General features: G+C 42.8%; 10 protein-coding genes. 8 read left to right on the forward strand and 2 right to left on the reverse strand.

Annotated elements, in window-relative coordinates; all coding sequences use genetic code 11:
* Positions 1-106: 106 nt before the first annotated feature.
* The gene (locus tag KIT51_12715; GenBank protein ID UYN85730.1) at positions 107-1,750 is read left to right on the forward strand and encodes an altronate dehydratase; all 1,644 of its coding nucleotides are present in this window, start codon (positions 107-109) and stop codon (positions 1,748-1,750) included.
* Positions 1,751-1,926: 176 nt separating this feature from the next.
* Here the strand turns inward: KIT51_12715 and xylA are convergent, their stop codons facing one another.
* Complete coding sequence (gene xylA / locus KIT51_12720; GenBank protein UYN85731.1) at positions 1,927-3,249, reverse strand: xylose isomerase; 1,323 nt, start codon at positions 3,247-3,249, stop codon at positions 1,927-1,929.
* 5 nt (positions 3,250-3,254) lie between these two features.
* On the reverse strand, positions 3,255-4,757 hold the full coding sequence (locus KIT51_12725; protein ID UYN85732.1) for a carbohydrate kinase: 1,503 nt from the start codon (positions 4,755-4,757) through the stop codon (positions 3,255-3,257).
* 180 nt (positions 4,758-4,937) lie between these two features.
* On the opposite strand from KIT51_12725, the gene KIT51_12730 reads away from it, so the two are divergent.
* The 7 genes from KIT51_12730 to KIT51_12760 all read left to right on the forward strand — a co-directional run bounded on the left by KIT51_12730 (position 4,938) and on the right by KIT51_12760 (position 16,772).
* Entirely contained in the window at positions 4,938-8,186 is a 3,249-nt protein-coding gene (locus KIT51_12730) for a TonB-dependent receptor (GenBank protein ID UYN85733.1), read from the forward strand.
* A gap of 19 nt (positions 8,187-8,205) precedes the next feature.
* Complete coding sequence (locus tag KIT51_12735; protein ID UYN85734.1) at positions 8,206-10,089, forward strand: RagB/SusD family nutrient uptake outer membrane protein; 1,884 nt, start codon at positions 8,206-8,208, stop codon at positions 10,087-10,089.
* Between the two features lie 18 nt (positions 10,090-10,107).
* Entirely contained in the window at positions 10,108-11,208 is a 1,101-nt protein-coding gene (locus tag KIT51_12740; protein UYN85735.1) for an IPT/TIG domain-containing protein, read from the forward strand.
* 120 nt (positions 11,209-11,328) lie between these two features.
* Entirely contained in the window at positions 11,329-12,618 is a 1,290-nt protein-coding gene (locus tag KIT51_12745) for an endo-1,4-beta-xylanase (GenBank protein ID UYN85736.1), read from the forward strand.
* A 14-nt stretch (positions 12,619-12,632) separates the two neighbouring features.
* Positions 12,633-13,943, forward strand: coding sequence for a hypothetical protein (locus KIT51_12750; protein UYN85737.1), 1,311 nt, complete (start codon positions 12,633-12,635; stop codon positions 13,941-13,943).
* 113 nt (positions 13,944-14,056) lie between these two features.
* Entirely contained in the window at positions 14,057-15,178 is a 1,122-nt protein-coding gene (locus KIT51_12755) for an endo-1,4-beta-xylanase (GenBank protein UYN85738.1), read from the forward strand.
* 139 nt (positions 15,179-15,317) lie between these two features.
* Positions 15,318-16,772: a glycoside-pentoside-hexuronide (GPH):cation symporter gene (locus KIT51_12760; protein ID UYN85739.1), complete on the forward strand. Its 1,455-nt coding sequence runs from the start codon at positions 15,318-15,320 to the stop codon at positions 16,770-16,772.
* Positions 16,773-16,776: the final 4 nt, after the last annotated feature.

The raw sequence follows: 16,776 nt of genomic DNA on the forward strand, positions 1-16,776 counted from the left end.
GCTGAAATTAGGCTTTTAAAGCTATTTTAATAGATTTCAGTTGATTTTTATGATTGTTTTTCCCTACCTTGTGCAATCGATTGCGCAATTTAATAGTTTTATAGAAATGTCAAACAAGTTCTTGAAAATACATCCTTCAGATAATGTGTTGGTAGCACTGTCTGATTTGAAAATGGGTGAAACCATCGCCTATAATAGAACATCCATTACATTGCCCAATGACGTTCCCGCGAAGCATAAATTTACGTTGACGGAACTTGGCGTAAATGATGAGGTGAAAATGTATGGGATTCTTGTTGGTAAAGCGCTTAAGCTCATACCCGCAGGCGGTGTTATCGCCACCAACAATGTAAAACACCTGGCCTCCTCTTTTGCTGGCAAATCAACTGATGTGTCGTGGTCTGCACCAGATGTTTCAAAATGGAAAACTAAAACATTCAATGGTTATCATCGGGAAGATGGACAAGTAGGTGTTGCCAATTATTGGTTGGTTATACCCTTGGTCTTTTGTGAAAACCGAAACGTAAATGTTATTCGTCATGCCTTTGAAGAAGAGCTGGGGTTCTCCAAGCGGGATGCGTATAAAGATTATGTACACGAGCTGGTACAACGCTATAAAGAAGGCAATACCGACATTACTTCCGTTACCTTTCAACAAAGTACCGCCAATGGAAAATCTAAGATTTTCAAAAATGTAGACGGCATAAAATTTCTCACGCATGAAGGTGGTTGCGGGGGCATTCGTCAGGATTCGGAAGCGTTGTGTGCCTTGCTTGCAGGCTATATCCATAATCCAAATGTAGCCGGGGCAACTGTACTTAGTCTGGGCTGCCAAAATGCACAGATTGATATCCTAAAAGAAAAACTTCACAAGCTTAACTCCGCGTTTTCAAAACCACTTATTATTCTTGAACAACAAAAGGAAGGAACTGAACAAGAGTTGTTGGTGCAAGCCATTCAAAAAACGTTTCTCCAATTAATCGAAGTTGATAAACAGGAACGAAAACCTGCTCCGCTTAGTAAACTTAAAATTGGATTGGAGTGTGGTGGCTCCGATGGTTTTTCAGGTATATCGGCTAACCCTGCGGTAGGTCATGTTTCAGATTTACTGGCAGCCCTTGGAGGGTCATCTATTCTTTCTGAATTTCCTGAGCTTTGTGGTGTTGAACAGGAACTTATTAATCGTTGTGCTGATGAGTCCATCGCCAACAAGTTTGTTTACCTGATGCGCGCGTATTCGAGTTCCGCTGAAGCCGTGGGTTCTGGTTTTGATATGAACCCCTCCCCTGGCAATATTAAAGATGGATTGATTACCGATGCAATGAAATCGGCAGGTGCGGCCAAGAAAGGTGGTACATCACCGGTTGCCGATGTTTTGGACTATGGCGAATACGTAACCAAACCCGGATTGAATTTACTTTGCACACCCGGCAATGATGTGGAAAGTACAACAGCTATGGCGGGTGCAGGTGCTTCTATAATATTGTTTACTACAGGCTTGGGAACCCCTACCGGTAATCCAGTCGCCCCGGTAGTGAAAATTTCCTCCAACACCAAGCTATCTGAAAAAATGCGCGACATCATTGATGTTAATGCAGGCACCGTAATTGAAGGAAGTAAAACTATTGAAGAAGTTGGCGAAGAGATACTTGAGTTTATCATTCAGGTCGCCAGCGGTAATCAACAAACCAAAGCACAACAACTCCATCAGGATGATTTCATTCCGTGGAAACGTGGTATTTCACTTTAATTTTATCCATAATAAAAATGGTCATCGCGGGCATTGTCCCGCGATCCAAAACCATTATTGAGATGCCGGCTCGCGGGCCGGCATGACTTCAGATATGTTTGCGGATCATCAGGCAATAAAAAAATCCCACGCCTGAGTGAACATGGAATTTTTTAAACTACTTAACGTATCGCTGATTAGATAAATCGGTTAATCAGATTCTCCAGGTACTCCTGCTTACCACTGATGATTTCAGGTTCACCATTCTTCAATGCATCGGCATGAAGATTCTCCAACGAAAGTTTTCCTTGTTCAAACTGCTTTCCTTTACCTGAATCAAAACTCGAATAACGCTGCTTACGGATAGCTTTATATTCACCATCATCGAGAATAGCTTGTGCCGTAAGCAAGGCACGCGCAAACGTGTCCATACCACCAATGTGTGCATACACGATATCTTCCAGGTCGGTTGAGTTTCTCCTTGTTTTTGCATCGAAGTTTATACCACCGCTTTTGAAGCCACCGGCTTCAAGTATCACGAGCATAGCCTCTGTAAGTTCATTGATGTTATTCGGAAACTGATCCGTATCCCAGCCATTTTGGTAATCACCACGGTTCGCATCAATACTGCCCAACATCCCGGCATCAGCCGCTACCTGCAACTCATGCTGGAATGTATGCAATGCCAATGTTGCATGGTTAACTTCAAGGTTAAGCTTAAAATCATCCATTAAATCATACTGACGAAGAAAAGAAATCACGGTAGCCGCATCGAAATCATATTGATGCTTGGAGGGCTCCATGGGTTTCGGTTCAATCAGGAATGTACCTTTGAATCCATTCTTCCTGCCATAATCGCGGGCCATGTGCAGAAAACGTGCAAGGTGCTCTTGCTCGCGTTTCATGTCCGTGTTCAACAACGACATATAACCTTCGCGGCCACCCCAAAATACATAATTGCTCCCGCCCAATTCAATGGTAGCATCAATTGCGCTTTTAACCTGTGCCCCTGCCCACGTAACAACCTTATAGTCCGGATTAGTAGCGGCACCATTCATATAACGTGGATTGGAAAATAAATTTGCCGTTCCCCAAAGCAACTTAATACCGGTCTCCTTTTGTTTTTGCTTAGCATATTTTACAATTGTCTGCAAACGGGTTTCCGATTCCTTTAGGGTTGGTGCTTCATCAACCAAATCATAATCGTGAAAGCAATAAAAATTGATTCCCATTTTGGTGGCAAACTCAAATGCAGCGTCCATTTTATCTTTTGCACGCTGAATAGGATCAGGATTTTGTGACCATGGAAATTTTTTTGTTCCTCCACCAAACGGGTCACCACCTGTTCCGCAGAAGGTGTGCCAATAAGCCACAGCAAACCGAAGGTATTCGGCCATGGTTTTCTTTCCTACTTTTCTTTTGGCATCGTAATACCTGAAGGCAAAGGGGTTTTTCGATTGGGGGCCTTCGTATTTAATGACGGGTATTCCCTTAAAAAATTTCGTTGTTGTGTCTTTCATATCGTTTAATGATGGGCGTTTAATTGTTTATTTAAAATTGTCTTCCACTGACTAAAGGTATCCTGGACTATTGTGAGTTGTTTATCCGGTTCAAAACTTTTTATGCAGCTGAGCGTACGAAACGCTTCATTATAATTTTTATAGTAACCGATTCCAACTCCCGCACCACGGGCAGCACCCTGTGCGCCATCAGTATTGTACAATTCAAGCCTGGCACCAGTTGTGTTTACAAAAGTCTGGCAAAATAGGTCGCTTAAAAACATATTGGCATGGCCAGCCCTGATAACAGTTGATTGGATACCCAATTCATTCATCACTCCAAAGCCGTAACCTAACGCATAAACAATACCTTCTTGCGATGCCCGGCAAATATGCGAAACATTGTGGCGGTTTAAATCAAGCCCATGAATGCTGGCACCGAGGTTTTCATTTTGAAGCACGCGTTCAGCACCATTACCAAAAGGCAGAACGAACAAATTATCAGCCCCTACTGGCGCTTCACTGGCAAGTTGATTTAATCTTTCATATGAAACTGTGGCCTTAGAGGATAGCAACTTTCTAAGCCAACTATTCATAATACCTGTTCCATTCACGCACAACAGCACACCATACCTTGGATTGCCAACTGTATGGTTAACATGAACAAAAGTGTTAACCCGCGAAAGTTTATCAGCCGTTGGTTTATCTACAATACCATAAATTACACCTGAGGTTCCGGCAGTAGCAGCAATTTCACCGGGATTTAAGGCATTCAACGAAAATGCATTATTGGGTTGATCGCCAGCGCGATAGGTAACTGGTGTGCCTGGTTTAAGGCCAAGTGAATTGGCAGCCTGAACTGTAAGCCTGCCTTGTTCAGAAAATGTGGGAAGTACATCCGCAACAAGTCCTGCATCCAACCCATAATAATTAAAGAGTCGTTCAGGTATGGTGCTCTTCTGGTAATCCCACATAATCCCTTCTGACAACCCCGAAACCGTTGTGTATATCTCTCCGGTAAGACGCATAGCCAGGTAATCCCCAGGCAACATAGCCTTATGGATGTCCTTATATACATGCGGTTCAAAATCTTTTACCCACTTTAGTTTTGAAGCTGTAAAGTTTCCCGGTGAATTCATCAACCTGTCCATACAATACAACTCACCCAATTGGTTGTAGGCATCCTCTCCTATCGATACCGCACGGCTATCGCACCATATTATAGAAGGACGCAATACTGTGTGGTTTTTGTTCACAACTACCAAACCGTGCATTTGGTAGGCGATTCCCACAGCAAGTACATCCTCTGCCTTCGACCCTGATGAATTTAATGCAGACCGAACGGCATGGGTAGCATTATCCCACCACTCGTCAGGATGTTGTTCGGCCCATCCGTAATTTGGGCTGGATATTGCCATTTCGGTTTCGGGATAAGTAGACGAAGCCTTAAGCAAACCCGTATTGGCATCAATAAGGCATGCCTTTACCGATGAACTCCCCAAGTCAATTCCCAACAGATATTTTGACATTGAATTGAAAACTAAAATTCCTCTAAAATACACGAGCCCACCGAAAAAGCGGACATTTGAAAAGCCCAAAATAAGCCAATTTTTATAAATCGGTTGCATATAAATCAAACGATTATTTGGCATAAATAACGTTTATACAAAAAATATTTATGCAATCGGTTGCATAATTAGTTTTAATCCTTGACCTTAGTGAAGCCCTTCGGTGAAGCCGAAATGGACAATCCTAAACGCACTGAAATATTCTATCCACCAAAAACAAAAATGCTTATGAAGCAAAAGCTACTTCGATTGCTGCCCGAGACTGGAAACTTTCCAAATTTTATCAGGCCAATGCCGTTCTTATTCTTGTTCCTCGTTATCTATTCCGGACTTTTTGCCCAGGTTAGTGTAAGAGGCAAGGTGACAGACGAATCAGGTTCAGGACTACCTGGAGTAAACATTCTGATTAAAGGAACTACCACCGGAACTACCTCAGATGCTAATGGTGATTACGTGGTGGAAATTCCTTCAAATGCACAGCAAGCAATTCTCATTTTCTCCTTTATCGGATATGAAACTCAAGAGCAAGCCGTTAACGGACGCTCTGTTATCAATGTAAACATGGCGGTGAGCGCGTTTACCCTAGGAGAAGTTGTAGTTGTTGGTTATGGTACGCAACGAAAAGCAGACGTAACTGGTTCACTGGTTTCACTTAGTAGTGATGCCCTTCGGGAAGTACCGGTAGCAAATCTGCAACAGGCCCTTCAGGGAAGAATGGCCGGTGTTGAGGTACAACGGATTGGAACTGCACCCGGAGCAACTGCAAGAATCAGGGTAAGAGGAGAGCGGTCTGTGTTGGGTTCAAATGATCCGTTAATTGTCTTAGACGGTATCCCTTTTGAAGGGAATCTTAATGATATAAACCCAGATGAAATAGCCTCCATTAACGTATTGAAAGACGCTTCAGCTACTGCTATCTATGGCTCTCGTGGTGCCAATGGTGTTATGCTGATTACAACTAAAAGAGGTCAGGCAGGAGAAACCAGCTTATCCTTTAGCAGTTACATTGGCGTAACTACTGTTGCACGAAAATATCCACTGTTCAACGCAGAGGAGTATCAGGCGATGCGCGATTATACCGGGGTGTGGCCTTACAGACCCGAAGAAGTTGAGGGTATCGCTTTGGGAAGGGATGTGGATTGGCAAGAACTCATGTATGAGAATGGATACATTACCAATCATAATCTGACAGTTACAGGCGGTACAGAAAAAGGTTCATACTCGGTAAGTGGTGGGTATTTTAAAGAAACTACGATTCTACCCGAACAGGATTTCGAACGCTTTACGTTGCGTGTTTCTACTGATTCAAAAATTGGTGAGCGCGTAAAAATCGGTGTGACCAGTTTGAACTCGGTTAACTATGCCAATGGAACACAATTTGTTAATCCGCAACCCGGCAATCCAGGTGCGTTTGGTGGTGGTATTATGTATAATATTCTGGCCACCAGCCCGCTTATGCCTCCCTATTCAAATAATGGCGAAATCTTTCCCGAGCCTTTTGGTAATCTTGATGATGCCTCTGCCAATCTCAGTCCATTATATATTAAAAGAAATAACAGCGACTGGGTAGATCGGGTAAGAAGACTTCGCACATTCAACAGTTTATATGCTGAAGTTAAAATATTGGAAGGTCTAACCTACCGGTTTAACTTGGGACTTGAATATGGACAAACAAACTCAGCTCAATTCCAGGGTAAAGGCACCTATTTTAGAAAGCTTGTAGAGAATCGGGCCAGTGTTCGGAATACTGAAAACTATTCATGGACGGCCGAAAATATACTAACCTATGAAAAGACGTTTGCGGAAGATCATCGCTTAACCTTTACAGGGCTTTACAGTGCTCAGCAAAGCCGAAGTTTTGCCACACAGGCAACCAAAGATGCCATTACTGCAAACTTTATTGAATTCTACGATATGTCACAAGCAAACCCTGCAATAGCTCCGATACTTGGAGGAGGGGAACAAACCTGGGGGCTTTTATCATACATGGGGCGTGTAAATTATGCATTCAAGGATAGATATCTTTTTACTGCAACTTTCCGCAGAGATGGTTCGTCAAGACTGGCAACAAAATGGAATAATTACCCGGCCTTTGCAGTGGCATGGAATGCCATCAATGAACCGTTCATTCAGGATGTAAACTTTTTAAGCAACCTGAAAGTACGTGTTGGTTATGGTCAAACATCCAATCAGTCTGTTGCACCCTATACTACCTTAGGTGGCGTTGTTAATACCGTGGGAATTGCCGGAGGCACGGTACCCTTGCGCTACAACTATGGACCAACCCAAGTATCGGGTTATATAGCTGCCCGCATTCCTGATAAAACATTGGATTGGGAATATACCAACACACTTAATATTGGCCTTGATTTTGGTTTGTTTGAAAATAGACTTACCGGTAGTATAGATTGGTATGATGCCCAAACCACAAATCTGCTATTTAATTTAAGATTACCCATTTCATCAGGTTACGAGCAAGAGTTCCAAACCAATATTGGAGGAATGGAAAACAAGGGCGTTGAAATTGTGCTTAGTGGAAAACCGCTGAAGTTGACAAATGGATTTACCTGGGACATCGACCTGAATTGGTATCTCAACCGAAACAAACTTTTAAAGTATCTTCCTGGAGTAACTCAAAATATTGGTGATGGTCTATTTGTCGGCCAACCGATTACCGCCATTTACGATTATGAAAAAATTGGCATCTGGCAACTGGGGGAAGATGCTGCTGCGTACGGTCAACAACCCGGGCAGATCAAGTTTAGAGATGTTGATAACAACGGGGTAATAGATGCCGAAGACAGAAAAATAATTGGTAGCCAACAGGCAGACTGGCAAGGCGGTATTACAAACCGTTTTACCTGGAAAGGGTTTGATTTGTCCTTTGTGGTCTATATCAGACAAGGAGGAACGCTACTGAGTTACCTGCATGCGCCAAACGGGGCATACTTAACTAATCTTACCGGTCAGCGAAGCGGCCTAAAGGTTGATTACTGGACACCAGATAATCCTACCAATGAATTTCCAGCGCCTGGAGCAGCACTGCCTGGTGGTGCTTCAACAGGATGGACAACCTTGGCGTACTATGATGCTTCTTTTGCACGTGTAAGAGCTATTAATCTGGGGTATAATATTCCTAAGTCCCTCGCATCAAGAATAAAGGCTCAAAATGCAAGGGTCTACCTCACTGCACAAAACCCCTTCTTACTATGGAGTCCGTATGTGTTCAAGCACAACGGTGTAGACCCCGAACCAACCGGCCAGGGAGCTACAGGAATTGTAGCTACTGGTGGTAACTTCCGGACAGGAGGAAACAATCCAGCCCTGGTTATTTCAGCTTCAACGCCACCAACAAGATCTTTCATTGTTGGCTTAAACCTTACTTTTTAACTGATAACCAATGATCGTTATGAAAAAGCATAACCTATATATTTTAGTAATGGTAACCCTGCTGATAATTTCACCGGGGTGTAATGATTTGCTCAATGAAAATCCTAAGACAACCTTTACAACCGATTATTTTAAAACGGCCCAGGGTTATCAGGATGGACTTAATGCCGCATATTCATATCTACGTTTTCAATACGGATCAAACCCTGCACTTGGCCTTAATATTACCGGTACAGATGAGTTTACTTTTGGTCCGGAACCCAACTACAATCCCTCGGGAGACAATCAGCCGCACAAATTATTGGGTACATATGATGTTACCCCCCAAGCGGGCTATCTGGGTATTACGTTCAATCGTACTTTTCCGGTTATCAATACGCTAAACGGGTTAGTGGCATTTGCTTCACAGGTACCAACATTTACAGAATTACAACGTAATGAATCACTTGCCCAGGCGCGCTACCTGAGAGCACACTATTATTATTTGCTGGTTGGTCAGTTTGGAGCTGTTCCCTTAGACTTAGGTAGTGGCGAATTGGCTTTGAATACGTTGCCGTTCCTTGGTTTTAACCGTGGAAGCGCAGAAGATCGCGAGCAGTTACTGGCCAAAAATTATCAGGTAATGATCGAGGATTTGACCTTCGCAACTCTGAATCTCCCTGACAAAAGAAATTCAAATGAATTCAGACTACATAAAGCTGTTGCTTTTCATTTGCTGGCGAAAGTTTATCTGGCAAGATCTTATTCTACAATAGCGCAAACTAATGATGCTCAAAATGCATACCTGGCAGCCAATGAAGTAATTACTAACCTTGGCAAATATGGTGTAGCGCTTCAAACAGATTTTGCTGAAGTTTTCAGACAAGGTAATGATTATAATAATGAAATATTGTTTGCTGCAGAACGCATTCCACAGGAATATGTAAACAATGGATACCTGAATGCAAATGCCGATGGAATAGGAGATGGAGAAAATATGGCCTCCAATTGCTTTACCTGCAACTACGAACAACCTGTTTTACAAACACCTGCAGGGCTGGATATTATTGATGGAAGACCTTTTGCTTTCCAGCGGCCGCTCAGAAAACTGGCACCTACCCGCTGGCTAACCAACGTGGCGTTTGCTGATAAAACAAACGATAGCCGCTACCACAACTCCTTCCGCACGTTGTGGACTGCCGCTACGCAAAATGCATCCGGAAGTACTGCCTATAATAATTTTATTACCATGCTAACCAATAATGGGTTTGCGCTTGGTGATACCGCATTTTACCTTGCTGATACACCTGCACAAGCCGCTGCTATGGGCGTAAGCGGAACTAATCCATTTGGCACCAAGTATTACCGGGTATACTCTTCCGATAACTGGTACAGTAACCAGCTTTACCCGGGCCCCCCCGCTCCATCTAACACTATTTTAGTTTATCCTTCACTGAAAAAATTTGTTGATGTACAACGTGCCAGTCCCAATGGATCTTCAGGTAGACCTATGCCCATATTCCGTCTGGCCGAAACTTACCTGATCGCAGCTGAGGCTGCATTCAAGACAGGAAATACTACAGAAGCTGCCAACCTGATTAATGTTATTCGCAGACGTGCCGCCTACAGGCCAGGATTATCACCAGCAGAATTGAATACCCGAAGAACTAATATGGAAATTACAGCTGGTGACGTTACCCTGGATTTTATTTTGGATGAACGCGCACGTGAGCTGGCTGGTGAAGGCATGCGCTGGACTGACCTGGCCTTGCGCGGAACAGACGTTTTTATTAATCGCGTTAATTTGAATCAGGATGCCAATGGAAAAGTTCAGCCTAAACACCGGCTTCGGCCGATACCACAATCGCAATTAGATGCGATTAATGATACTGATAAACAGAAATATCAAAACCCAGGGTATTAATAATTTAAACGAATCACCATGAAACCAAAAAAAATAATTTTTATCCTGTTCGTTTGCATGGCAGCGCTTTCTACCACCCGATGCAACAATGATGAAGGGATTACCTTTTCAATGAAAGACGTAAGTGCTCGCGTTACCGGGTTCAGCAATCCGAAAACCGGACCCGGAGCAGAACTTACGATTACCGGATCGCAACTTGAAACGGTGCAACGTATATTTATAGGAACCGAGCGGATATTAAAAAAAGACTTTGTAAGTCAAACTGAATCAGCTATCACATTCAATGTTCCGACTACTGTTGGAACCCATACCGATGGTACACTAACTGATGTGCTAGTGGTTTTTAATGGCCCTGAACGCGCCTTTACTAAAATTGAAGTAGTGCCTTTGCAAGCCATCAGCAGCTTCACTCCTTACGCAGCTGCGCCCGGTGAAACCGTAACTATAATGGGCGTAAATTTTAATTTAGTGACGGGGGTAAAACTAGGTGATGTGAGCGCAACCATTACATCTCAATCGCCTACCCTGTTAAAGTTCACGATGCCCGCTGGCGCGGTAACAAACCGCATTACCTTAGTAGGCGAAGCGGGAAGTTCCAGAAGTGCTAACAACCTGGTTGCATGTTCCGGATCTCCGAATTCTCCTGATTGCGCCACACCACTTAACTTAAACAGTGGCCTAGAATTAGGCACTGGTGATGACTTCACCAACTGGGGTAAATGGAATGGAGGTTCATTCCAGGTTGCCACTACAGTACCAGGTGAATACTACCGAGGATCAAGAGCCCTTAAGGTAATTCGTGACGGATCCTTAGCAAGTGGTCAGTGGCGCATTCAATTTGTTTCCGATCCTGTTGCTACCGATATCGGATCATCGTACACGGTATATGTATGGGCACGCGCAGCCGTTGCCGGTGCCGGATTTAGAGTTTCACTTAACCCGGATACTGGATTTTATCCCAGCGATGTAGCGGTAACTCCACAATGGCAGCAATTCAGTTTTGTTGTTCCTGGCGAACGAATACAAAATGCTTCCACGCGTTTTGTACTTGACCTCAACGGAACCAACACGGCTGTTACCACATTTTATATCGATGACATAAAAGTGATTAAGAATTAGAGTTTCTGTTAGGTTAAGTTTTCTCTCAATCGCGCCTTTACGGGCGCGATTGGCTTTTAAATATGGGGTCTGTTAATTAAAACCGATAACAAAAGCATATTAATTTCTAACTTCAAACCAATGAAGAAACCAATACAAATGAATTCAACTTTAATCTTGTCTGGTTGTGTGGCCTTGTTGATTTTCTTTAGTATTCACTCCGATGGTCAGATTGCCAACAACAAATGTAAATTCCTTGGCAACATTATCAGCAACAACATCCCGTCTTCTTTTAACACGTATTGGAACCAGGTAACCCCGGAGAATTCGGGAAAGTGGGGATCGGTGGAGGGCACACGAAATGTAATGAATTGGGGTGCACTTGATCTTGCCTACAACCATGCCAAAACCAATGGTTTCCCCTTTAAGCAACATACCTTGGTATGGGGACAGCAACAACCTGCATGGATCACACAACTTATGAACAATACCGCTATACCACAGGAAGCGCGCTACGCAGAAGTACGGGCCGAAGTAGAACAATGGATACGGCTATACTGCGAACGATACCCAGATACAGACTTCATTGACGTTGTAAATGAACCCTTTCATGCCACTCCTTCTTACGATCTTGCGTTAGGTACGGGCTGGAACTGGGTGGTCTGGGCCTTTCAAAAAGCCCGTGAATATTGCCCGAATGCCAAACTTCATTTAAATGAATACAACATCCTCAATAGCGATGGCGCCACCAACAACTACCTGGCCCTGATCAATATACTGAAAGGATATAACCTTATAGATGGCATTGGAATACAATGCCATCGGTTTGAGATCGAAAATGCGCCTGTTACCCAACTTAAAAGTAATCTCGACAAACTGGCTACTTCTGGTCTTCCGATTTTTATAAGTGAATTTGATATTGGAAACCTGAATAATACCAGTACCGGTAACCCTACTACCGATGATAATGTTCAACTGGAAATTTATCAACGTGTTTTTCCTGTGCTGTGGACACACCCTGCTGTTGAAGGAATTACACTATGGGGTTACCTTCAGGGGCAAACCTGGCAAGCCACTGCATACCTTTTGCGAAATGACGGAACAGAACGACCGGCTTTAACATGGCTTAAATCATACGTACCAACTGTTCCGGGAGGTTCCTTTTGTTTAACTACAAGTCTTGACGAAGAAATTGATAATCTAAGTGTTTTTCCAAATCCCTCCAGTACCGGAAAATTTATCCTGGAATCCAGCAGCGGGTTTGAATTATCGATAACCTTACGTGATATGCACGGTAAAATTGTTACCCAACAAACTGTAGCCACCAATAACGCAACAACCATATATATATCTGATACACCCGGCCTGTACCTGTTGGAAGTTTTTGATGGAAAAAAAACAGTATATAAAAAGTTGATTGTACAGCCCTAGAAAATATAATACCCATGAGTTCAATTGATTATACAAGCAAAATAATTGTCGGTATTTATTTATTTCTTGCCTGCCTGATAGCCTGTAGCCATACCAAAGAACCTGAACCCTCTCCTTCCATTCCCTTTAAAATACTTTCGATTGATCCAAACACTAACTACCAAACCATTGCCGGTTTTGGCGGAGCCAATCAAATGTGGGGCACACAATTCCCCACAGCAAGCGATATCAAAAAAGCTTTCGGGACAGATGAGTCTGATCTTGGGTTAAGTATATTCCGGGTGCGTGTTGCATCCAACCCGAATGAATGGCCTTTGATTATAAATGTAATTAAGGAAGCAAAAAAGTATGGTGCTAAAATTCAGGCTTCTCCCTGGTCGCCCCCGGCTGCATTAAAAAGTAACAACAGCGACATTAGCGGGTATCTTCGTGAACAAAATTATGAAGCGTATGCCAATCACCTTAACGAATTTATTGCCTACATGGCCTCTCAAAATGCTAGCATAGATGTCATTTCGATTCAGAATGAACCTGACATTCAGGTGAGTTACGAGTCATGCGATTGGACCTCTGCTCAAATAAGAAACTTCCTTAAAAATTACGGGCATCTTATAAATACCAGGCTTGCCGCCCCTGAATCATTCAACTTCAATCAATCGTTTACCAATGACATTATAAACGATGATGATGCTGCCGCAAATATCGATATTGTGGCTGGTCATATCTATGGTGGGGGCATGGCCCCTTTCCCGCTCGCAGAAGCAAAGGGGAAGGAAATCTGGATGACCGAATATTTGATGAACCTGAACACCGGAAATGCCGGGGGCCCGGCATGGGACTCTTACAGCGAAGAAGCTATCTGGGACGAGACGCTCCAAATGCTTAACACAATTCACCAGTCCATGATGCATAACTGGAACGCTTACATTTGGTGGTATTTAAAGCGCTACTATTCTTTTATTGGCGATGGTACCAATGGAACCATTTCCGGTGATATCCTGAAAAGAGGTTATGCCTTTTCACATTTTTCAAAATTTGTTCGCCCGGGCTATATCCGTATAAAGACGGATTTCCAACAATCCAATGCACTTATCTCTGCCTATAAAGGTGATGGGAAAATTGTTGTAGTCTTAATAAATCCGGGTGTCACTCCCGTTACCAACATCAGTCTGAAAGTTGCTGCAGAAACTCCGGCATCAGCAACGCAGTATTTAAGTTCAGTTACACAAAACATAATTAAAACTACTATTCAGCCCCAAGATGGAAACCTGGTGCTATCACTAAGCCCTAAGAGCATAACCACCGTTGTGGTAGAGATTTTGTGAAAACGATGAAGCAAACGTTCAACAGTTTAATTGAAAGCTTACTTACGCTAATTCTTTTCAAGTATCAAATATTATTGACAGACAACCATAATGGTTAACTAATTAAATAAAAAATGAAAACATTAAATCACTTTTTTGCCCCAATTTTATTAGGACTACTATTAACTTTCTGTAACCAGAATAAAACAATAATAACCAGACCATCATTAAAAAGTGTCTTTACAAATGACTTCCTCATAGGAACAGCATTAAGCGCCAACCAGATTGAAGAAAAAGATTCTGTGGCCGATGCGCTTATCCGCGAACAGTTTAATGTACTTACGGCAGAAAATATTATGAAAAGCATGTTTCTTCAGCCAGCCTGGGGGAAGTTTGATTTTACACTTGCCGATAAATTGGTTGAATACAGTAAAAAAAATAACATGGCTGTAGTGGGGCATACACTGATTTGGCACAGTCAGTTACCTCGCTATGTTTACCGCATTACCGACAAAGATTCATTAAAGGATTTCTTTACCAACCACATCACAACAGTTGCCTCACGCTACGATGGAAAAATACTGGGATGGGATGTTGTAAACGAGGCCCTGAATGAAGATGGAACCATGCGCGGATCTATCTTCTATAAACTCTTAGGTGAAGATTATGTTACAGAAGCCTTTCGGCTAGCACAGCAGGCTGCTCCCAATACAGAATTATATTACAATGATTATAACATTGAACAGCCCAAAAAACGTGCAGGAGCCATCTCACTCATTAAAAAAATACAAGAGGCAGGTGTTCGCATCGATGGGGTTGGCATACAAGGCCACTGGCACGCACGCAGGATTCCACTACAGGAAATTGAAGAAAGTATCGTGGAATATGCTTCGCTCGGTTTAAAAGTTATGATTACCGAACTCGATGTAGAGTTATTGCCCAGGAATTTCACAGGTGCTGATATTAGCGAACGCATGAAAATGAAAGATGACCCCACATTGAATCCTTATGTTTCAGGCTTGCCCGATAGTGTTCAACAGCAATTGGCCAACGATTATGAAGCCTTGTTTAAGTTATTTCTCAAGCACAAAGACAGCATAACACGCATAACCTTTTGGGGGGTAAACGATGGGCAAAGTTGGCTTAACGGCTGGCCCGCACCTGGCAGAACAAACTACCCCCTACTGTTCGATAGAGAATTTAAACCGAAGCCAGCATTTTATAAAGTGATAGGAACCAAAGAAACTCTTAAGTAACGGTACTTAGTCACTTGTGTGCATTAGGTGCTTTAGGGTTTTAGCGGTAAAACCAACACAACACAAAGCACTAAAACACTAATTTTAATGAGTGTGCCAACTGTTACTTAACAAGTAAAAAATACCAAGGAAGATTTATATGACCACAAATCCACAAAAATTATCAGTTCTTGAAAAGGTCGGTTACAGCCTGGGCGATCTGGCCGCTAACCTGGTATTTCAAACGCTCATCACCTACCTCGCTTACTTCTATACCGATATTTACAAACTGGAGCCTCAACATGCATCAGCCATAATGCTTGGTGTTGGTTTAGTAGCTGGCTTTGCTTTTAATCCAATTATAGGTGCCTTGGCCGACAGAACTCATTCCCGCTGGGGAAAATTTCGTCCGTGGATTTTATGGACGGCCATTCCACTTGGCGTAACCGCCCTATTAGCCTTCAGCACACCCAATTTTTCCTATACCGGAAAAGTAATTTATGCAACAATCACTTACACGTTGCTTTTACTATTATACGCTGCCAACAACCTACCCTACTCTGCCTTAAGCGGAGTAATTACAGGTGATATGAAGGAACGCAACAGCATGTCGGCTTACCGGTTTGTTGCTGTAATGTTCGCACAGTTTTTTGTACAGGTATTTATGCTGCCCATCATCATTTCAGCCGGTGATGGCGATAAAGCCATCGGCATTGAAAAGGTAATGACGTGGCTGGCCGTTATCGGCATGGCCATGTTGCTAATTACGTTTTTCACCACTAAAGAACGTATAGTGCCCAAGCCAGAACAAAAATCTACCCTTAAAGAAGACCTTGCCGATTTATCAAAAAACAAACCCTGGTTGATTATGCTGGTGTTGACAACGCTTGTATTTGTAACACTCGCCATGAAAGGAGGCTCCTATGTTTACTACTTCAATAATTACGTTGACAAACAGACACTAACGGATTTTGTCAACCCTATACTAATAAGTCTTTCTGCAATTGGAGTTAACTTCTTTGGTGAAGACCCTGTGGCAGCAGGCTTTGGTTTATTCAATGCCGGGGGCATTATTTTTATGATCGTTGGCATTGGGCTATCCAAGCCACTGGCAGACAAATACGGTAAAAGAAACGTATTCGGTATCTGGCTGGTGATCTCCACGCTGTTCATTATGTTCTTTTACTTTTTTCCTCCACAATCCGTAAGCCTTATGTTTATTTCACAAATACTACACGGTTTCGCTTACGGGGTAACGATACCGCTGCTGTGGGCTATGATAGCCGATGTTGCCGACTACAGCGAATGGAAAAACAACCGCAGGGCTACAGCCATAATTTTTTCTGCCATGATGGTGGGCTTAAAAATAGGATTGACCTTAGGTGGCGCAATACTTGCCTGGCTATTAGGAGTGTTCAATTATGTAGCCGGAGACGATGCAGTACAGCCTGCAACAGCCATACAAGGAATAAAGTTACTGGTAAGCATCTTTCCTTCCATTCCGTTTTTAATTGGTGCCGGACTGTTGTTCTTCTATGAAATCAATAAAAAAATGGAAGTGCAGATTGAAAGTGAGCTTAACGCGCGAAGAAAAATTTTGTCATCAATAAAATAACATA

This window comes from Cyclobacteriaceae bacterium, assembly GCA_025808415.1.
Taxonomy (GTDB): domain Bacteria; phylum Bacteroidota; class Bacteroidia; order Cytophagales; family Cyclobacteriaceae; genus UBA2336.